General features: G+C 61.1%; 18 protein-coding genes. 9 read left to right on the top strand and 9 right to left on the bottom strand.

Annotated features, from left to right (window positions below; genetic code table 11):
* Positions 1-98 precede the first annotated feature (98 nt).
* The 4 genes from ACZ3HH_RS24045 to ACZ3HH_RS24060 all read left to right on the top strand — a co-directional run bounded on the left by ACZ3HH_RS24045 (position 99) and on the right by ACZ3HH_RS24060 (position 5,608).
* The gene (locus ACZ3HH_RS24045) at positions 99-1,547 is read left to right on the top strand and encodes an aldehyde dehydrogenase (RefSeq protein ID WP_465808335.1); all 1,449 of its coding nucleotides are present in this window, start codon (positions 99-101) and stop codon (positions 1,545-1,547) included.
* 146 nt (positions 1,548-1,693) lie between these two features.
* Complete coding sequence (locus ACZ3HH_RS24050; RefSeq protein WP_465808337.1) at positions 1,694-3,577, top strand: feruloyl-CoA synthase; 1,884 nt, start codon at positions 1,694-1,696, stop codon at positions 3,575-3,577.
* The gene (locus ACZ3HH_RS24055) at positions 3,574-4,815 is read left to right on the top strand and encodes a thiolase family protein (protein WP_465808339.1); all 1,242 of its coding nucleotides are present in this window, start codon (positions 3,574-3,576) and stop codon (positions 4,813-4,815) included. The genes ACZ3HH_RS24050 and ACZ3HH_RS24055 overlap by 4 nt, the downstream gene beginning before the upstream one ends.
* 79 nt (positions 4,816-4,894) lie before the next feature.
* Positions 4,895-5,608, top strand: a complete 714-nt coding sequence (locus ACZ3HH_RS24060) for a GntR family transcriptional regulator (RefSeq protein ID WP_465808341.1) — start codon at positions 4,895-4,897, stop codon at positions 5,606-5,608.
* 12 nt (positions 5,609-5,620) lie between these two features.
* Here ACZ3HH_RS24060 and ACZ3HH_RS24065 read toward each other — a convergent pair whose 3' ends face one another.
* From ACZ3HH_RS24065 to ACZ3HH_RS24095, 7 genes are all read right to left on the bottom strand, one after another.
* Entirely contained in the window at positions 5,621-6,571 is a 951-nt protein-coding gene (locus tag ACZ3HH_RS24065; protein WP_465808343.1) for a PDR/VanB family oxidoreductase, read from the bottom strand.
* Positions 6,568-7,614 carry a Rieske 2Fe-2S domain-containing protein gene (locus ACZ3HH_RS24070; protein ID WP_465808345.1) on the bottom strand — a complete coding sequence of 349 codons (1,047 nt, stop codon included), beginning with the start codon at positions 7,612-7,614 and terminating at the stop codon, positions 6,568-6,570. Before ACZ3HH_RS24070 ends, ACZ3HH_RS24065 begins: the two co-directional genes overlap by 4 nt.
* A 198-nt stretch (positions 7,615-7,812) precedes the next feature.
* Positions 7,813-9,036 carry a DUF3422 domain-containing protein gene (locus tag ACZ3HH_RS24075; protein WP_465808347.1) on the bottom strand — a complete coding sequence of 408 codons (1,224 nt, stop codon included), beginning with the start codon at positions 9,034-9,036 and terminating at the stop codon, positions 7,813-7,815.
* Between the two features lie 234 nt (positions 9,037-9,270).
* On the bottom strand, positions 9,271-10,485 hold the full coding sequence (locus tag ACZ3HH_RS24080) for a pyridoxal phosphate-dependent aminotransferase (RefSeq protein WP_465808349.1): 1,215 nt from the start codon (positions 10,483-10,485) through the stop codon (positions 9,271-9,273).
* Positions 10,482-11,120: an RraA family protein gene (locus tag ACZ3HH_RS24085; protein WP_465808351.1), complete on the bottom strand. Its 639-nt coding sequence runs from the start codon at positions 11,118-11,120 to the stop codon at positions 10,482-10,484. Before ACZ3HH_RS24085 ends, ACZ3HH_RS24080 begins: the two co-directional genes overlap by 4 nt.
* A complete protein-coding gene (locus ACZ3HH_RS24090; protein ID WP_465808353.1) occupies positions 11,120-11,782 on the bottom strand; it encodes an RraA family protein in 663 nt (220 codons plus the stop codon). The genes ACZ3HH_RS24085 and ACZ3HH_RS24090 overlap by 1 nt, the downstream gene beginning before the upstream one ends.
* Positions 11,782-12,447: an RraA family protein gene (locus ACZ3HH_RS24095; protein ID WP_465808355.1), complete on the bottom strand. Its 666-nt coding sequence runs from the start codon at positions 12,445-12,447 to the stop codon at positions 11,782-11,784. The genes ACZ3HH_RS24090 and ACZ3HH_RS24095 overlap by 1 nt, the downstream gene beginning before the upstream one ends.
* Positions 12,448-12,552: 105 nt before the next feature.
* Here ACZ3HH_RS24095 and ACZ3HH_RS24100 point away from each other — a divergent pair, with 105 nt between their 5' ends.
* The 5 genes from ACZ3HH_RS24100 (at position 12,553) to ACZ3HH_RS24120 (ending at position 16,813) form a co-directional block, all read left to right on the top strand.
* Positions 12,553-13,446, top strand: a complete 894-nt coding sequence (locus ACZ3HH_RS24100) for a LysR family transcriptional regulator (protein ID WP_123358864.1) — start codon at positions 12,553-12,555, stop codon at positions 13,444-13,446.
* Positions 13,447-13,699: 253 nt separating this feature from the next.
* Positions 13,700-14,518 (top strand): alpha/beta fold hydrolase, encoded by an 819-nt coding sequence (locus ACZ3HH_RS24105; RefSeq protein ID WP_465808358.1) that lies wholly within the window; start codon positions 13,700-13,702, stop codon positions 14,516-14,518.
* Between the two features lie 174 nt (positions 14,519-14,692).
* Entirely contained in the window at positions 14,693-15,580 is an 888-nt protein-coding gene (locus ACZ3HH_RS24110; RefSeq protein WP_465808502.1) for a universal stress protein, read from the top strand.
* Positions 15,581-15,624: 44 nt separating this feature from the next.
* Complete coding sequence (locus tag ACZ3HH_RS24115; protein ID WP_465808360.1) at positions 15,625-16,329, top strand: phosphoribosyltransferase; 705 nt, start codon at positions 15,625-15,627, stop codon at positions 16,327-16,329.
* A gap of 154 nt (positions 16,330-16,483) precedes the next feature.
* Positions 16,484-16,813, top strand: a complete 330-nt coding sequence (locus ACZ3HH_RS24120; protein ID WP_465808362.1) for a hypothetical protein — start codon at positions 16,484-16,486, stop codon at positions 16,811-16,813.
* A gap of 38 nt (positions 16,814-16,851) precedes the next feature.
* Here the strand turns inward: ACZ3HH_RS24120 and ACZ3HH_RS24125 are convergent, their stop codons facing one another.
* Positions 16,852-19,047 (bottom strand): TonB-dependent siderophore receptor, encoded by a 2,196-nt coding sequence (locus ACZ3HH_RS24125; RefSeq protein ID WP_465808364.1) that lies wholly within the window; start codon positions 19,045-19,047, stop codon positions 16,852-16,854.
* A gap of 182 nt (positions 19,048-19,229) precedes the next feature.
* Positions 19,230-19,907 (bottom strand): glutathione S-transferase family protein, encoded by a 678-nt coding sequence (locus ACZ3HH_RS24130; RefSeq protein WP_465808366.1) that lies wholly within the window; start codon positions 19,905-19,907, stop codon positions 19,230-19,232.
* Between the last annotated feature and the right edge of the window lie 80 nt (positions 19,908-19,987).

Genomic DNA, 19,987 nt, shown 5'->3' on the forward strand with positions numbered 1-19,987 from the left:
GGGCGATCGAGCGTCCGCCAGCTGTTCGCCCCGGCGCCTTGGCGCTACTGTGAGCCCCTCGAACGTATTCCCGAAAAAGACAATAAAGAGGAATCACCATGCTGGACGTGCCCCTGCTGATCGGCGGCCAGTCGTGCCCCGCCCGAGACGGTCGAACCTTCGAACGACGTAATCCGGTGACCGGCGAAGTCGTGTCGCGGGTTGCCGCCGCCACCCTGGACGATGCCGACGCCGCCGTGGCCGCGGCCAAAGCGGCATTCCCGACCTGGGCGGCCCTGGCCCCCAATGAACGACGTACCCGGCTGCTGCGCGCGGCCGAACAGTTGCAGGCCCGCAGTGCGGAATTCATCGCGGCGGCCGGTGAGACTGGCGCGATGGCTAACTGGTACGGTTTCAATGTGCATCTGGCGTCCAACATGCTGCGCGAAGCCGCGTGCATGACTACTCAGATCACCGGCGAAATCATTCCCTCCGATGTGCCCGGCAGCTTCGCCATGGCCTTGCGTCAACCCTGCGGCGTGGTGCTGGGCATCGCGCCCTGGAACGCCCCGGTGATCCTCGCCACCCGCGCCATCGCCATGCCGTTGGCCTGCGGCAACACCGTGGTGCTCAAGGCGTCGGAACTGAGCCCGGCGGTGCACCGACTGATCGGCCAGGTGTTGCAGGACGCAGGCCTCGGCGATGGCGTGGTCAACGTCATCAGCAACGCACCCCAGGATGCCGCGGAGATTGTCGAGCGGCTGATCGCCAACCCGGCGGTGCGTCGGGTCAACTTCACCGGCTCGACCCATGTCGGGCGCATCGTCGGTGAACTGTCGGCGCGTCATCTCAAACCGGCGTTGCTGGAACTGGGAGGCAAGGCGTCGTTCCTGGTGTTGGAGGATGCCGACCTGGATGCAGCGGTGGAGGCTGCAGCCTTCGGCGCTTTCTTCAACCAGGGACAGATCTGTATGTCCACCGAGCGCCTGATCGTCGATGCCAAAGTGGCCGATGCCTTTGTCGCCAAGCTCGCGGCGAAGATCGCCACCTTGCCCGCCGGCAACCCCAACGCCGAAGGTTCGGTGCTCGGTTCCCTGGTGGACAGCAGCGCTGGTGAACGGATCAAACTGATGATCGACGATGCCCTCGACAAGGGTGCGACTCTGGTCTCGGGTGGCCAACTTGAGGGCAGCATTTTGCAGCCGACCTTGCTCGACGGCGTCACCGATGCCATGCGCCTGTACCGCGAAGAGTCCTTCGGCCCGGTGGCGGTGGTGTTGCGCGGCGAGGGCGATGAAGCCCTGTTGCGCCTGGCCAACGATTCCGAGTTCGGTCTGTCGGCGGCGATTTTCAGCCGCGACACCGGCCGCGCGCTGGCCCTGGCCCAGCGAGTCGAGTCGGGCATCTGCCATATCAACGGCCCGACCGTGCACGATGAGGCGCAGATGCCCTTCGGCGGGGTCAAGTCCAGCGGCTATGGCAGTTTTGGCGGCAAGGCGTCCATCGAGCATTTCACCCAGTTACGCTGGGTGACCTTGCAGAACGGCCCGCGGCACTACCCGATCTGAGCATCCGCCGCACCGTCGGGCGAGCGAACGCTTGAGAGCAATCGCTGCCCGCGTGCAGGCAGACATAACAATAAAGAGGCTGCTGCCATGCCCTGGTTGAACGCATTTCTGCGAGCCGGTGGCGTGCCTTGATGGAGAACAAGCACGTGAGTTCCGAATTCAGATCGCCACCCCAGACCGAAGCCAACGCGCCGCGCTATCGCCAGGTGTCCATCGGTCATCCTGCGGTCGAGGTCAGCGAAGAGCAGGGCATCCTGCACATGCGCTCCCTGGAGCCTTTGGCCAAGTTGCCTGTACGTTTGCTGGATCGCCTGGTGCATTGGGCCCATGTGCGCCCGCAACAGACCTTTATCGCTGCTCGCCAGGACGGCGGCGACTGGCGTCGAGTGAGTTACGCCGAGATGCTGACCAGCGTCCGCGCCATTGCCCAAAGCCTGCTGAGTCATGGGCTTTCGGCCGAACGACCGCTGGCGATCCTCTCGGGCAACGACATCGAGCATTTACAGATTGCCTTGGGCGCGATGTATGCCGGGATTCCTTATTGCCCGGTTTCTCCTGCCTATTCATTGTTGTCCCAGGATTTCGCCAAGCTGCGGCATGTCTGCAACCTGCTGCAACCTGGCCTGGTGTTCGTCAGCGACGCCGCGGCTTATCAGCGGGCGATCGATGCGGTGCTGCCGGCCGAAACGCCGCTGATCACCGTGCGCGGTCAAATTCCTGGCCGCAATCAGGCGAGCTTTGCCAGTCTGCTGGAACAACCCGGCAGTGCCGAGGCCGATTGTGCTTTCACGGCTACCGGGCCGGACAGCATCGCCAAGTTCCTGTTTACCTCAGGTTCCACCAAGTTGCCCAAGGCAGTGATCACCACCCAGCGCATGCTCTGCGCCAACCAGCAGATGCTATTGCAGACCTTTCCGGTGTTCGGCGAAGAACCACCGGTGCTGGTGGATTGGCTGCCGTGGAATCACACCTTCGGCGGTAGCCACAACGTCGGCATCGTGCTGTACAACGGCGGCACCTTTTATCTGGACGACGGCAAGCCGACCGCCCTGGGTTTTGCTGAAACACTGCGCAACCTCAAGGAAATATCGCCCACCGCGTACCTCACCGTGCCCAAGGGCTGGGAAGAACTGGTCAACGCGCTGGAGCAGGACGGCGAGTTGCGCGAATGTTTCTTCTCGCGCATGAAGCTGTTCTTTTTCGCCGCCGCCGGTTTGTCCCAACGCGTTTGGGATCGTCTGGACCGGGTCGCCGAACAGCATTGCGGCGAACGTATTCGCATGATGGCCGGGCTCGGCATGACCGAGGCGGCACCGTCCTGCACGTTCACCACTGGGCCATTGTCCATGGCCGGCTACATCGGTCTGCCGGCCCCCGGTTGCGAAGTCCGGCTTGTGCCGGTGGACGGCAAGCTGGAGGGGCGTTTTCGCGGGCCGCACATCATGCCGGGTTACTGGCGTGCGCCGCAGCAGACCGCGGAAGTGTTCGACGAGCAGGGCTTTTACTGCTCCGGCGACGCGTTGAAACTGGCCGACGCCCGCGATCCGCAACTGGGGCTGATGTTCGACGGGCGCATCGCCGAGGACTTCAAACTGAGCTCCGGCGTGTTTGTCAGCGTCGGCCCGTTGCGCAATCGCGCGGTGCTCGAAGGTTCGCCCTATGTTCAGGACTTGGTGGTGGCCGCGCCGGACCGCGAGTGCCTGGGGGCGCTGGTCTTTCCCCGGTTGTACGAATGCCGACGTCTGGCCGGTTTGAGTGCTCACGCCAGCGATGCCGAGGTCCTGGCCAGCGCGCCGGTGCGTCAGTGGTTCGGCGATTGGCTGCAACGGCTCAATCGCGACGCCACCGGGAATGCCAGCCGCCTGGAATGGATCGCGCTGCTCGACGAACCCGCGTCCATCGACCGCGGTGAAATCACCGACAAAGGCTCGATCAACCAGCGCGCGGTGTTGCAGTGGCGCGCCGACAAGGTCGAGGCGCTGTATCGCGGCGAAGAACCTTCCATCTTGCGTGCCGGACCTCTGCCGTGAGCGGTACGGGGCAGTATTCGAGCTTTGGCGATGTAGCCATTTTCGAAGCGCTGCGCACACCTTGGGTCGATCTCGGCGGGGCCTTGGCCCAGGTTTCGCCGATCGACCTGGGGATCAAGGTCGGGCGCGAGGTGCTTGCCCGCGCCGCTATCGATCCATCCGCGGTCGATAGCGTGCTCGCCGGCTCCATGGCTCAGGCCAGTTTCGATGCTTACCTGCTGCCTCGGCATATCGGCCTCTACAGTGGCGTGCCGCAAGAGACTCCGGCACTGGGTGTGCAGCGCATCTGCGCCACCGGTTTCGAACTCTTGCGGCAGGCCGCCAGGCAGCTGGATGACGGCGTGCAGTTGGCCCTGTGCGTAGCGGCCGAGTCCATGTCGCGCAATCCGATTGCCGCCTACACCCACCGAGGTGGTTTCCGGCTCGGTGCGGGCGTGGAATTCAAGGACTTTCTCTGGGAGGCCCTCTACGACCCGGCCCCGGGCGTAGACATGATCACCACAGCCGACAACCTGGCCCGGCGGCATGGCCTGAGCCGCGAAGAGGTGGATCGCTTCGCCCTCGACAGCCATCAACTGGCGCTGCAGGCCCAGGCCGAGGGCTGGTTTGAACCGGAGCTGGTGGCGCTCGGCAATGAGCGCTTTGAACTGACTGGCTATCAGCCACGCAGTATCCAGTTGCCACGGGGCGTAGACCGCGTGACTCGCGACAGTCATCCGCGACCCACCGATCTGGACGCCTTGGGCCGGTTGCGAGCGGTGCATGCCGGCGGTGTGCAAACGGCCGGCAACAGTTGCGCGGTGGTTGATGGCGCGGCGGCCGCGCTGGTGGGGCGAGCATCTACCGCCCGGCGTCCGGTATTGGCCCATTTGCTGGCCAGTGCCGTGGTAGGCGTGGCACCAGAATTGATGGGGATCGGGCCGGCGCCAGCCATCCAGTTGCTTCTGCAACGCAGTGGTTTGGCCCTTGGCGACATCGGCTTACTGGAAATCAATGAGGCCCAGGCCGCTCAGGTATTGGCTGTGGCCCAGGCGCTTGAACTGGACGGTGACCGGCTCAACCGGCGGGGCGGCTCGATTGCTTTGGGACATCCTCTGGCCGCCACGGGTTTGCGCCTGGTGCTGACCCTGGCCAGGCAACTGCGCGAGGGCAATCTACGTTATGGCATTGCCGCCGCGTGTGTCGGTGGCGGGCAGGGCATGGCGCTGCTGATCGAAAACCCGGCGTATCAAGGCTGAAGTAGATCTGCAGTCAGCCCAATCCTTGCGTCACTGTCTTGCGTTACTATGCAGCCCCACCTTTCTGGAAGTTGCCTGGATGAGTAAGCCCGGTCAAACGGTGCTGGTCGCGTTGCGCAAGATGATCGCCTCGGGCGAGCTGGCGGCTGGCGAGCGCTTGATGGAAGTTCCCACAGCGGAGTTGTTCGGTGTTTCGCGAATGCCGGTGCGCATGGCGTTCCGCACGCTGGAGCAGGAAGGCTTGCTGGTGCGCTTTGGCGGGCGTGGATTTCAGGTGCGTTCGGTCAGCCCCGATGACATTGCCGGTGCGGTTGAAGTGCGAGGTGTACTCGAAGGCCTGGCGGCGCGTCAGACCGCCGAGCGCGGGCTATCGGACGAGGCCCGCGCGACCCTTGAACAGTGCCTGATGCAAGGTGATCAGCTGTTCGACAAGGGGTTTGTGACCATCGAGGACCTGGAGGTCTATCACGATCTCAACATGCGTTTTCACGAAGTGATTGTCGAAGGCAGCCACAACCCGGCGATCGCCGACGCACTGGCGCGCAACGATCACTTGCCCTTCGCTTCGGTAACAGCCCTGGCAGTGGACCGCAACGACATGGTCCGGGAATACCGACGCTTCAATTACGCCCACATGCAACATCATTCGGTGTTCGATGCCCTGGTCAACCGCCAGGGTGCGCGTGCCGAAGCGATCATGCGCGAGCACGCCAACGCCACGTTACGCTATGCCGAGATCTTCGGCTCGGCGACAGCCGAAGAGCGGATGAAGGTCATTCTCCGCTCGGAATAGGCACGATATCTTTCAGATATCCAGCACCAGCAGCGGCGTTTTCGAGCGCGAGCAGCAAGGAGTGAACTGGTCGTTGCAGGCCTGTTCATCCTCGGTGAGGAACAGGTCACGGTGTTCCGGCACGCCCTCCAGAACCCGAGTCAGGCAGGTGCCACAAATGCCCTGTTCGCAGGAGATGGCGATTTCGATGCCCTGGTTTTGCAGTACCTGCACCACGTTCTTGTCGGCCGGCACCTCGAAGACCTGGCCGCTGCTGGCGACCTTGATCGAGAAACTGCCATCGGCGCCAGTGTCGACGGGGTTGGCGGCGAAGTACTCGCGATGCAGGCATTGCTCCTGCCAGCCTTTGGCCTTGGCCGTGTCCAGCACATGCTGCATAAAACCGCCGGGGCCACACACATATAAATGAACGTCATTGTGTGGCGTGGCCAGGACCCTGGCCGCGTCCAGCGCAGTGTCGGGTTCCTGATCGAAGTGCAGGAATACCCGGTGGGCAAAAGGCGAGTGTTGCAGGCGTTCGACAAAGGCCGCGCGCTCTCGCGAACGGGCGCAGTAGTGCAGCTCGAAATCCGCGCCGCTATGGGCCAGTCGTTCCGCCATGCAGAGGATTGGGGTGATGCCTATACCGCCAGCGAAGAGCAGGCTGCGCCGGGCCTCATGCGCCAACGGAAACAGATTGCGCGGCTCACTGATAGACAGCCGCATGCCAGCGTGGATTTGCTCGTGCATGGCCAGTGAACCACCACGAGAGGTCGGGTCCTTGAGCACGCCGATCAGGTAGCGATGGCGTTCCTCAGGGTGGTTGCACAAAGAGTATTGCCGGATCAAGCCGCCAGGCAGATGCACGTCGATATGCGCGCCGGCGCTGAAGGTCGGTAGCGGTCGATCATCGACACTGGCCAGCTCGTAGCTGCAGATGTCCTGGGCTTCGTTGTTGCGGGATACCACCAGCACTTCGATCATGCCATTGACTCCTGCGGTGTTTTTTCCCGGGCGAGAAGGCGCTCCAGAACACGGCGCGACTGCACGCCACCGGCGTCGATATTGAGCTTGAGCAAGTTGCGCTGGGGATGGCTGAGCAGGTTCTGTTGCTGGCGTTCGAGCATTTCCAGGTCCTCGCTGAAAATCTTCCCCTGACCCTCGCGAATGCTCGCGGTCAAGGCTTCATCCTGCGGGTTGAAGTTGCGCGCCATGCCCCAGAAGTACCAGATCGAGGTTTCGGTTTCCGGGGTGATGAAGTCGACGACGATGCTCGACGCCTTGAACTGTTGGGGAGCGTGATAACCACCTTTGCCGGCATGGGCCACACCGACTTCGATCAGCACATGACTGGGCGGGGTGAAGCGGCAGATCTGCCAGCGATCCACTGGCACATCGTCGGCCAGGTTGTTGCCGCGCAGAGCCATGCGCCAGAAGGGCGGGGCCATGATGTTTTCCATGTGGCGGGCGGTGACCACCTCGTCGCCATCGACTGTGGTCACCGGAGGTGCTTCGTCGATTTCCTTCTGGCCGATGCTGGACGCGTGAACGTAGGTTTCGTGCGTCAGGTCCATCAGGTTGTCGATCATCAGGCGGTAGTCGCACTGGATGTGGAACAGGCCGCCGCCATAGGCCCACTCGTCGCTGACCGCCCATTCCAGATGATGGATCAGCGCTGCGTCGGCCAATGCCTGATCGCCAGGCCAGACCCAGATAAATCCGTAGCGCTCGACCACGGCGAACGTCTTGTTGCAGGGAAAACCGCGAACCCGTTGCCCGGGCATTTCCACGGTCTTGCCGTCGCACCCCATTACCAGGCCGTGATAGCCGCACACCAGATTGCCATTTTCCACGTAGCCCAATGACAGCGGTGCGCCGCGATGCGGGCAGAAGTCCTCGACAGCGGCCACCTTGCCTTCGTGACCGCGATAAAAAACCATCTTTTCACCACAGATCTGACGGCCTAGCGGCTTGTCGGCGAGTTCATCGGGCGTACAGGCGACGTACCAGGTGTTCTTGGGGTACATGGAGATTCTCCAAGGCTGTTTGTTGTTATTTAGTGGATCCATTAATGGTGATTTGTAGGGTGTTTGTCAAACTGATTCTGTTTGTTAACGATTGTATGGATCCATTGGTGAGGTTTTAGCCCTCGGTCGGGCCAGCCGGATCCGCAGTGGATCATCACGGATGTCAGCTTCGGAATCGGTCGATTCTTGTGCCGCGTATTAATGCTCTTTGGCTTTCCTGATTCTGATCAAAATAAACAGCAGGACGCAGAGCGCGAGCGGGGTCATGGCCAGCATGGCGTCTCTCGCGGAAATGTCCGCGCCCATGACGTGCAGCCCCGAGTAGAACAGCTTGAACAGGCTCAACAAGTAATAGGTGATGGCGATAATCGACAAGCCTTCGACCGCGCGCTGGATTTTGATTTGAGTGTCGGCACGGGCGTTCAGGCTTTTCAGAATTTCCGAGTTCTGCTCTTCCATTTCGACCTGCACACGGGCCTGCAACAAGTCCCCGAGGTTGGCCACGCTTTCGGCCAGTTGCTCCAGGCGTTGTTCGGTGACGGCGCAGTATCTGACCGTGGGTTTAAAGCGTCTTTCGATGAAGATACCCAGTCGCTGGCAATCACCCACATGACTTTCGCGCAGTTCGCCCAGGCGTTCGAAAACCAACTGTGCATAGGCCTGAGTGGCGCTGAAGCGGTGTCGGGTTTTTGCGCTGCTGCTGACCACTTGTGCCGACAGGTTGGCAATGTCGGTCAGCAACGCTTTCGCATTTCCGGTATCCGGGCCGGCGTTACGTTCCGAGAGGTTTACCAGGGTCTTGTCGAAGACGTTGAGCTGAGTGCTCAAGGCTTTCGCGGTGATGAGTGAAAGCGAAGCCATCATTCGGTAGGTTTCGATTTCCAGCAGGCGGCGGATCATCCGTCCCAGCCGATACGCATTCAGGCGTTTATTAATGAACAGGAAACGGTTGGTGCCATCGGCGCTCAGGCGAAAATCGCTCCAGACCGTCGCATCGCCACCGCCGATGCAAGAGCCGCTAGGATCTTTGAATCCATAAACAGACAGATCACCAGAAAAGGACGTATCAGTGCGCACCACAATCTGCACAGCGTTGATCATGTGCTGCATGAAGGGCTCGACCCGCTCCATCAAGGCTTTGGGTGGCGGGCTCCAGCATGGCTCGTGACTGGAGGAGGGCACCACCAGCGTCAGCGTCAGGAATTCCGCGTGCCGCTCCCACTTCAAGGCATGGCCCTCCAGCTCGGTGATGCCCTGCGCCGCATCCGGGTCGACCGGGCCGGGGCAGCAGCGACTCAGCAGGGTGTCGCACTGCCCGTCATTCGCCAGAAACGCCAGATGAAACACGTGGGCGGGCTCATCGAAATACAGAGAAGGACGCGCGTGCAACTCGTTGTGCAGGATCAGTCTTTGCGGGTGCATGCTGTTTGGGCCATGTTGGAGTTGTTTGTTGTTGGGACTGGATGACGAATACCCGAGTCACAAACCAAACCTGGTGATTGCCCAATACCAATCAGCCAACCACGGAACCTGTGGGAGCGGGCTTGCCCGCGAAGGCGGAGTATCAGGCAACATTAATGTCGACTGACACTCCCTCATCGCGGGCAAGCCCGCTCCCACAGGGAATGCGTTTAACTGACTGGGTTCACGTACTCCTTAACGCAGCGCTGTACAGAACGCGCGGATGGCTTCGCAGGCCTGGCGCAATGAAGCGTCGTCGAGGGCATAGGCAATGCGAATATAGGGGCCAAGGCCGAACGCACTGCCATGCACCACCGCCACATCGGCTTCGTCGAGCAGCGCATGGGCGACATCTTCGTCGGTGTGCAGCACTCGACCGGCGGGCGAGGTGCGGCCGATCAGGCCCGCACAGGAGGCGAATGCGTAGAACGCGCCCGCCGGGCTCACGCATTCCAGTCCCGGTGTGTCGTTCAGCAGCGCCACCATCAAATCGCGACGCTCCTGGAAAGCGGCACGGCTTTCGCGGATGAAGTCTTTCGGCCCCTCTAGCGCGGCGAGTGCGGCTTGTTGCGAGACAGAACTCGCGCCAGAAGTCTGCTGGCCCTGCAATTTTCCCATGGCCTCCAGCAACCAGCGCGGCCCGGTGGCAAAGCCGATGCGCCAGCCGGTCATGGCGTAGGCCTTGGAGACACCGTTCATGGTCAGGGTTCTTGGCGCCAGTCGCGGCTCCACCTGGGCCAGGGTGTAGAACGCTTGATCGTCGAAGATCAGGTGTTCATAGATGTCATCGGCCAGAATCAGCACGTGGGGATGATCCAGCAGCACGGCCGCCAGGGCACGAAGTTCCGTCTCGCTGTACACCGCACCGGTCGGATTGGACGGTGAGTTGAGGATCAACCAACGGGTCTGCGGGGTGATCGCGGCAGCCAGTGCCGCAGGCGTCAGTTTGAAACCGGTACCGGCATCGCACGTGACGATCCGCGCTTCACCGCCGCACAGTTGCACCATTTCCGGGTAACTGACCCAGTACGGCGCCGGCACGATGACCTGATCGCCCTCGTTGAGGGTCGCGGCCAGCGCGTTGTAGATCACCTGTTTGCCACCGTTGCAAACCAGCGTGTCTTGCCAGTTCACGTCCAGACCGTTTTCGCGGCGGAACTTGGCCGCCACCGCTTCTCGCAACGAGCGCACACCGGCGACCTGGGTGTAGCGAGTGTGGCCATGCTCGATGGCGTGAGTGGCTGCTTCACGCACATGTTTGGGAGTATCGAAATCGGGTTCGCCGGCACACAGCGAAATGATCTTCGCCCCTTGTGCCCGGCGCTCCGCCACCCGGTCCATGATCCGATAAGTCGCCGAGGGTTGTGCGCTGGCCAGGCGTTGGTTGAGGCGCTGAATGTCGGTGCTCATGCCCGGGTTCTCCAGTCTGTCAGGTTCATCAGTTCCAGCGTGGAGCGGCCTTCGGTCAGCGCCTGCATCATTTGCGCTTCCTTGTTCGCGCGCGATTCGCCTTCTGCGAGGGTACGTGCCGCATCGGCCTTGGGGATGATGATCACGCCGTCATCGTCAGCCACCACCAGATCGCCCGGCGCTACGAAAGCACCATTGAAATTGAACGGTTGTCCTACCGAGGGGGCGCTGGCCTTGACCGTGCCTTTGACCGAGATACCACGGGCAAATACCGGGAATTGGCGTTTCTTCAAGGCAGCGATATCGCGTACGCCCCCATCGATCACCAGACCCACCACGCCAGCCGCTTCCGCCGCCACGGTGAGCACCTCGCCCCAATAACCGGCGATGAAGCCCCCCGTGCCCACGACCAGTACGCTGCCACGGGGCACCCGTTCCATCGCCAGATGCAGGGCCAGGTTGTCGCCCGGCGAACACTCCAGAGGGTAGGCGGGGGCGGCGATGAAGGCGCCGTCCCAGATCGGCCGGATCGCACTGTCGACTGCGCAGGGCAGATGGGACGCTTCGTACAGTGTCGAACTGCCCAGTACTTTTGCCCGCGCGCGAAAATCCTGGGGGAAGGGGAGCGTGGTCATCAGACTTTCCTCTGCAGGTTGTGGTAACCCAGGGCGGCCCGGGCTTCTTTAAGGGTTTTGCCTTGGGTGATCAGGGCGCGAATGTCGGCTTCGACCGATTCGATCTGACGGGCACATGCCGCCACTTCAGCGGCACGGGCGCGAGGCACGATCACCACGCCGTTGGCATCGGCGACCACGATGTCACGGGAACAGACCCGCGCCGTGCCGATAGACACCGGCTGGTTGACCGACTGCACTTGCACGCGGTCTTTGCCGGTACGCATGAAGCGACCCTTGCTGAAGATCGGGTAGCCATCGCCCAACGCTTTGTTCACGTCACGGCACACCCCGTCGATGACCGTGGCGGCGATCTGTCGGGTGCCGGCGTACTGGGTCATGATGTCGCCCCAAACGGTGCAGTCGGTGCGGCCGCCGTTGTCGATTACCACCACGTCGCCGGGTGCGACGTCTTCGATGAAATCGCCCACCGTGCCCGGCGGGACGCTGGCCGAGACGTACTGCACGGTGAACGCCGGTCCGACGATGACCTTGCGGTAATTGTCCAGTGGCGCCACACCGAGGCATTGCCCGGGCAGGCCGAGCTTGTCCAGGGCATCGGAGACGCCAGGAGTGTCGAGGCCTTCAAACAAGGCGACCAGTTCTTTATCTTCAAGATTCATCAGGCGTGCTCCACGCGGATCGCTTCGAATTGGGTGTCGTGCATTACCTCGGCCACCGAACGACCGCTGCGAACGGCCTCGACCATGCCGTCCTGGCGACGGGCGATGCGCTCACCGAGATCGATGACCTTTTCGATATCGGTTTGGGGGACGAATACGGTGCCGCAGGTATCGGCAATGACATAGTCATCCTCGCTGACATCAACACCGGCCACCTTGATCGTCACCGCCGCATCGATCTGCACCACCCGATTGCGCGCACTGATCATGGTGACCCCACGACCATAAACCGGGTAACCAATCGCCTCGCTGCCGTCGATGTCGCGGCTGAAACCGTCGATCACCGTGCCGCGCACCTGCTTGCCGGCCGCCGCGTTGGCGAGGATGTCGCCCCAGCAGGAGATACCTTCGATGCCACCGGCGATCACCAGCACACGATCGTCGCTGTCGATTTGTTCAACTACCGGAGTAATCAGGTGCACGGTCGGTAGGGTGTCGGACTTGGGCGCCAGCAACACGGTACTGGCGCGGCCGACGATCTTCGGGCAGTTCCACAGCGGGCGTAGCCCCACGGTGGCGCCCGGCAGGCCGAGGAAGTCGAGTGCGTCGGAAACCGTGTTGGTGTCCAGCGCCGCCAAGCGATCCAGCAAACTCTTATTGATCATGGGAAAGTCCCAGTGGTGACGGAGGCGCCCAGTGTCAGCGAGACAATTTGATAGGTATATTACTAATCACAGAAGCGTTACATACGTTAAACCTATGGATTAACCATGATCAATTTCCGCTTGATTCGTCACCTCTGGTTGTTCCTGGCCGTTGCCGAAGAACAGAATTTCGGCCGCGCCGCCAAACGCCTGGGAATGTCCCAGCCGCCGCTGAGCGAGCAGATTCAAGTGCTGGAGCAGGCGCTCAAGGTCAAACTGTTCGACCGCTCGCGGCGAGGGGCGAAGCTGACTCCGGTGGGGGCAGCGATCCTGCCGGCGGTGCGCAAATTCGCCGAGCAACTGGAGCGCCTGGAACTGGCCGTGGAAGAGGCGGTGGCGGGGCAGTCGGGGATGTTGACCGTCGGCGCGATTTCCACGGCGATGTTCGATGTGTTGCCCGGGTTGATCGAGCAACTGAAGATCGATTACCCGCACCTCACCGTGTCCGTGCGGGAAATCGACAGCGTCGAAGCCGTGCCTGCGCTGGAAGCCGGGGACATCGACCTGGCCTTCGCCCGTCTGGACGGTGATCTGGGGGCCTCGATCAAGTCTCTGCCGCTGACCGAGGATCGCCTGGTCGTGGCTTTGCCCAGCGATCACCCATTGGCTTCGCGCAAGCGCATCAGCCTGTCGAGCCTGGCCACCGAGCCCTTGGTGATGTTTTCCCGAAAGGTCAGCCCGGTGTACTTCGACAATCTGATCGCGACCTGCCGCGCCAGTGGTTTTTCCCCGCGCGTGCTGCATGAGGTGCGCTCCGTCGCTTCGCAAATCGCTTTCGTCAGTTGTGGGCAAGGCATCGCCCTGGTGCCGGCGTCGCTGAAAAAACTCGCCCCCGATAATGTGGTACTGCGACCGCTGAGCCAGCCGCTCAATGTGGTGACCACCGCAGTGGCCTGGAATGCCGATCGGCCCAATCCGCTGGTGGAGGAGGTGGTTGCCCGGCTCCAAAAAACAGTTTGATAGGTTTGACCTATGACGGTATTCCCGAATGAGGAATTTACAGAAGGTCCGATCCCCGCGAAATTGACGGCCTGCCGGCGCAACCTGTGGCGAGCGAGCTTGCTCGCGCTGGGCTGCGTAGCGGCCCCAGAAATCGGACAAACATTGCCTATTTTTGTGAGTGCTGCTCACTCAAGCGCGAGCAAGCTCGCTCGCCACAGTGAACAGCATTTGCGGCCCGGCGGTCACCCTTTTCGCTCAAGGAATCCATCACGTGTCCACACCCGAAACCTTCACTCAAGCGCACATCCCTCTGACGGTGGAGGGCGTCCAGCTGAACATCGCCACTCTTCACCGCGACGGTGTCCTGGCGCCGATTGTGTTCCTGCATGGGTTTGGCTCGACCAAGGAAGACTATGCCGACATCGTGCAGCAAGCCGCGTTCGCCGGTCATCCTTTCATCGCTTATGACGCACCGGGTTGCGGCGAAAGTCAGTGCGACGACCTTTCGCGGATTTCCATCCCTTTTCAGCTGAAAACCGCGTTGCAGGTGCTGGAGCATTTCGGTATCGAACGCTTTCATCTGGTCGGCCATTCCATGGGCGGACTGACCGCACTGATGCTGGCTCATCAATACCCGGGCCGGGTACTCAGCTTCGTCGACATCGAGGGCAATATCGCCCCGGAGGACTGTTTCCTCAGCCGGCAGATCGTCGATTACCCGGTGGACGATCCTGAGGTATTTTTCGCCGCCTTCATCGAACGCGCCCGGCACGCGCCGGCTTATGCCAGTGCACTTTATGCCGCCAGTTTGCGGCACAAGGTTCGTGCCGGTGCGGTGCGCGGGATTTTCGAGTCGATGGTTGATCTCTCCGACAACGCCGACTTGATGGGCAAGTTCCTCGGCCTGCAATGCCCGCGCATGTTCATGTACGGCGAGCAGAACGCTTCATTGTCCTATCTGCCGCATATCCAGGCCCAGGGCGTGCGGTTGGCGCCGATTGCGCAGTGCGGGCATTTCCCCATGTATTCCAACCCGATCGCGATGTGGCAGCAGATCGCCGATTTTCAGGCGAACGGCCATCGCGGATGAGTCCGGCACGAGTTGCACAGCACCGTTGTGAACTATTCTTTTCAAGTGGCCCCTGCAATGCCTCATTCAAGGAATTGATATAAATCAACGCCTAAGAGGCTTTAAGGGCGGAGTCTGGGCCTGATGCTGGATTCTCGAGCCGGCGTCGAGGATCAACCTGTCTGGAGTCAGATCATGAGCCAGTATCAACGGTTATTACTGATCATCAACCCGCTGCTGCGCCATTCTCCTGCGATAAACCATGGCGCCGCCCTGGCCAAGGCCAGCGGGGCGAGCTTGCACATTGCCGGCCTGATTCCCTCGTTGGACATTCTGTCGCTGCTCGAAGAAGGCGACCGCAAAATGGCCCGGGCGACCTACCTGCAGGAGCACCGCGACTGGCTCGATGAGCAGGCGGTAAAGATGCAAGGCCGGGGAATCGAGGTGACAACCGAAGTCGCATGGGCCGATAACATGCGTCAGGACATCCTTGACCATGTCACGCAAATGCAGCCCGATCTGTTGATCAAGCAAGTGCAGCATGAACCCGTGCTCAAGCGCGCATTCTTCACGCCGCTGGATTGGCGTTTGTTGCGCCATTGTCCGGTCCCGGTTTATCTGGTGGGGGGTGAGTGCCATGCCTTGCCGCAGAAGGTGGTGGCCGCGGTTGACGTGTCAGACACCGAGCCTTCGAACAGTGAACTCAATGACCGGATCATCTTGCAGGCTTCCAGCCTGGCGTTGCAGTGCAATGCCGAGCTGCACCTGCTGTACGCGTGTGACATTTCGGCAGCTTTTCTGGCGGATATGGACGGCGGTCTGACGCTCTCGGAGCTGACCAAGGAGTTGCGCAACGACCTGGAAAAAGCTTTTCTCAAGCTGGCCGCTCGGTTCGGTGTACCCCCTGAGTGTCGGCATTTCATCATGGGACAACCGGTCCCGGTGCTGAGTGAGTTCGCCCACGTGCATCAAGTGGATGTGGTCGTGATGGGCAGAGCTCAATACCACGGCCTGGAGCGGCTGCTCGGTAGCACCACCGAACATATTCTGTATCAGGTGCCTTGCAGCATTCTGGCGGTCTAGGGGCGGGCATCCTTACCGGGTTCCCGCCCCAGGGAGGTTTTCAAATGACTAGTCCTTCATTGCAAACCATCTTGCATGACCGGGTTGATGCCGGCCGAGGCCTGGTGGAGCCGTTGCTTAAATACGCTAAAAGAGCCGATGTCATCGTCCTTGCCTTGCCCCGTGGCGGCGTTCCGGTCGCCTATGAAGTGGCCACGGCCCTGGAGGTTCGCCTGGACCTGATGCTGGTGCGCAAGTTGGGAGTACCGACCCACCAGGAGTTCGCCATGGGCGCGATTGCCAGTGGCGGCATACAAATTGTCAATGACGATGCGCTACGGGCTAACGGTATTGATCAACGTACGCTCGATGGCGTGGTTGCAAAGGAAACGCAGGAGTTGTTGCGTCGCGAGCGGGTATACCGGGCATCCCGTGCACCTGTGGCACTCAAGGATCAGGTGGTGATCCTGATCGATGACGGCCTGGCGACAGGTGCCACGATGATGGCCGCGATACAGGCTGTGCGCCTGCAAACGCCGTCTCGCATCGTCGTTGCCGTGCCGGTGGCACCGCTTGAGACGGCAGAGGCGTTGCGCGATGAAGTGGACGAGCTGATTTGCCCACTGATCCCCGATTGGCTGATTTCGATCGGACATTGGTACACGGATTTTTCGCAGACATCGGATGAAGAAGTCATCGATCTTTTGCACCGGGCCTGGCAGAGAGAGTCCGGTTCGGGCGACTCATTTCAGAACGGATCCGGTATTTGAGCCGTTGCCTGGCGTGGAATAAACCACGTCAGGCCTTCAAGTAATCCTGACGTTCAAAACCGTCCACTGACGGGAATGAGGCGAACTGCTGGCCCCCCGATGTCCGTTTCGTTGTCAAACTTGCTTTCTTTTCAGAAGGTTAGGCGTTGGCGATATGCGGACTTTGGTATGGATGGCTGCGACGTTTGTCCTGGTGACTCTTTCGCTTGAGGTTCAGGCAAAGGAACTGAGCAATAACAGTCGTTTCGTCTGCAGCTGGGGCTCGGACATAGCCGCAGACGCGCAAGCGTCGAAGCTTTCCGGATTCACGCTTTACGGGGCACGCAAGAAACTGCAATCGCGAAAATTCCCCCGGCCGTGGATGCGCATGACGGCCATGGGGATTACCGAACAAACCTATAACAGTCCCTCGCGCCTCAAGCCTGCCGGTATCAAGCAAACGTATTACGAACAATGCGTCCGGCATGAATTGGCGCGACGCTAGGGGCTGGACTCCTCAACTGAAACGATCAGCGCGCACGATCAGAAGTTGATCGAGGCGCTCAGCCGGGCGGTCAGTGGGGCGCCCTGGAACACGTAGCCATCGCCCATGTATTCACCGGCGTCACGCCAGTAGCGTTTATCGAACAGGTTGTCCACGGTCAGGCGGAACACGGTGTCGTAACCGTCGATGCGCGTGCTGTAGCGGCTGCCGATGTTGAAGATGGTGTAGGCACCGGTCTGCACCTCACCTTGGCGGTTGGCGTACTTGCTGGCGCTGTACTGCACTGCGCCGAGCAGCGCCAGGCCGTCGAACCAGGGCAGGGCGTAGTCGCCGTAGAGGCTGGCACGCAGGGTCGGAACGTTGATTGCCTGGTGGCCCTCATAAGCTGGCGTGCCGCTGTCGGTGACTCGCGCGCGGATCGCCGCGACACTGGCGGAGATCTGCATGCGTTGTGTGGCCCAGCCATTGGCCGAGAGCTCCAACCCGGTGTTTTTCTGTTCGCCCTGTTGGGTGAACGTGAATGTGCCGTCGTCATTCGGTCGCGAGTACTGGTAGGCCTGGCGAATCTGGAACAGCGCCGCGGCCAGACTGATGCGCTGCCAGTCGTATTTGATACCGGCCTCGATTTGTCGCGATACGGTGGGCGCGAGTATTTCATAGGCATTGGTGGTGAACCACGCCGCTTCGCCGCCCAGGGACAGGCCCTTGCTGTAGCGGGTGTACAGCGACAGGTTTTGCACCGGCTTGTAGATCAGCGCGGCTTGGGGCAGGAACACATAGCGTTGAGTGTGCCGGGTGGTGTCGCCCTGGCTGTCAAAGGTCTCTTCATCCAGGCGCACTTCGCGCCCGCCAAGCACTGCCTGCCATTGCTCGTTGAAGCTGATCCGGTCATTGAAGAACAGCCCGTATTGGCGGCTGTCCAGGCGTCGGTAGGCGTCGTTGAGCGGCCCTTCGTAGCGGGCAAAATCAGCCGGCTCGCTGTTGATGTTGGCACTGCCGATCATCTGGTTGATGGCATCACGTTTGTCCACCACGCGGCGGAACGCGCTAGTCCCCACGCTCAGTTCGTGACCCAGACCGCCAGTTTCGAAGCGGCCACTAAGGGCAGCCTGCACCTCGTCGTTGCGGCGGGTATCGTCGGGGCTGCGGAAATCGTAAATGTCGTAGTCGCCCTCGGGGCTGAAGTAATTTGGCACTGCAGCGCTGGCGCAACTGGCGGAGCCGTAGCAACCCCAGGCGAACGAGCTGTAGTCATCGATCACCACGCGGCTGCGCGAGGCGCTGAAGCTGCCTTTCCACTGGTCGCTGAAGCGGTATTCGAAGTTGCCATTGAGGTTCAGCGCATCGGTGGTGACCGGCTTCGAACCACTCTGGTGTGCCAGCAGCTTCTTCGGCGAGGCGTGGTGCGGCAGGCTGGAACCGCCGAGCAGTTGATAGCCCGGTGCCGAGCGCTGTTCCTTGGTCTGGTACTCGGCGTCCAATTGCAGCAGCGCATCGGGGCTGATGTTCCAGTCAAAGGCCAGCGAGGCGAAATCGCGTTGGCCATTGGTGTGTTCGACGTAGGAATGGAGGTCTTCGTGGGCAAGGTTGGCGCGCAGGCCGAACTGCTGCTCACTGCCGAACCATCCACCGACGTCAGTGGCCAGGTAACCACTGCCGCGATCATCGGTGGAGACGGTGACCGAACGCACATCGGCAGGCCGCTTGGTCACATAGTTGACTAGCCCGCCGGGCTCGCTGACGCCGCTTTGCAGGCCGGAAAGGCCCTTGAGCAACTCCACCTGCTGTTTGTTCTCCAGCCCGACATTCTGCTCGCCGGTGATGGTGCGGCCGTTGATCTTGTAGCTGCTGGCGGAGTTGAGGGAGAAGCCACGTACGACGAAGTTTTCGTAGTAGCCGACCGGCGCGTAGCTTTCACCCACCGAAGCATCGTTGCGCAGTACTTCGCTGAGCAGGCGGGCTTGCTGATCCTTGATCAAGGCTTCATTGACCACCGAAATCGAGGCCGGCGTATCAAGCAATGGCGCCGCCTCGAAACCACCGACCGAAGCGCTGTCGGCCTGATAACCGGAGGTGTCTTCGCCGGTAACGGTCACCGCCGGTAGTTCGGTCGCGGCGGCCCAGACCGAAGGCACGGCGCTGGACAGCAGCAGGCCCAAGCCCAGGTTCAGGGAATTGAGCGCGAACCGCGGGGCGGCCACTCCCTGGCGGGAGGTCCGGTAAAGCCTATTCATGAAAAATCCTCGACGACTGCGGGCCTGGGTTTGGCGGGTTTTAGCCTGGGGCTCACGCTGAAGCGGGGCATCATACAAGAGGAGCGATCACAACCCCCCAAGCCATCTCTCACAGCCTTTCGAATCCCTTCCAGCAACATCGCAAACGCCGTGCCATCAAACGCGAAGGCAGTTAAAGCCACTCATGCGTTATCCGGCGCCAGAAACCGTTGCTCGATGGCATCCGCAAACGGGTACAACGAAAACCAGGGCCTGGCTTCGTCGATCACCCGCTGAAATGACGGTCTCTGTACCAACCTGTCGAAATAGGCGCTCAAGTGGCCGTAGTCATCGGGGAATGGCACGAGCGTGCTGGCATAGAAAAGTGCCGGGGCGGCGGCGCAATCGGCCATGCTGAACTCCGGGCTGGCCACCCAGATTCTGGACGCCATCCGGCGATCGAGCATGCCGTACGCGGTTTCCAGCGTGGATCGCTCTCTGCTCAAATCGCCGTTGGTCGCGTGTAGTCGATCACTGACAATCTGTTGCATCGGCACTTGTACATAATGGTCGAAGAAACGATCCCATAACCGGACCTCCAGCGCGCTATCCCAATCGTCTGGAACCAGTCTGTGTTTGCCTGGATACCGTCGATCCAGGTACTCGATGATGATGCTGGACTCGGGCAGATTCCGCTGGTGAACATGGTCGCGAATAATCGGAAACTTTCCGATTGGCCACAATGCCTGAAGTTCTGCGCGGTCGGCAGCGTCCCCGAGATCGATGATTCTTCTCTCGAATTCGGTGCCGTTTTCGTAGAGCGCAATGAGTACTTTGTGACAGAACGACGCCAGCGGATGGTAGTAAAGCGTCAGCGACATCTTTCAACTCCTCATTTGAGGTGAGGGGGCGAGAGCCCTGGAACTGATGAAGGTGGGTCAATAAACAATCATAGGCGGAT

Source organism: Pseudomonas sp. PME37.24/025 (assembly GCF_055556615.1).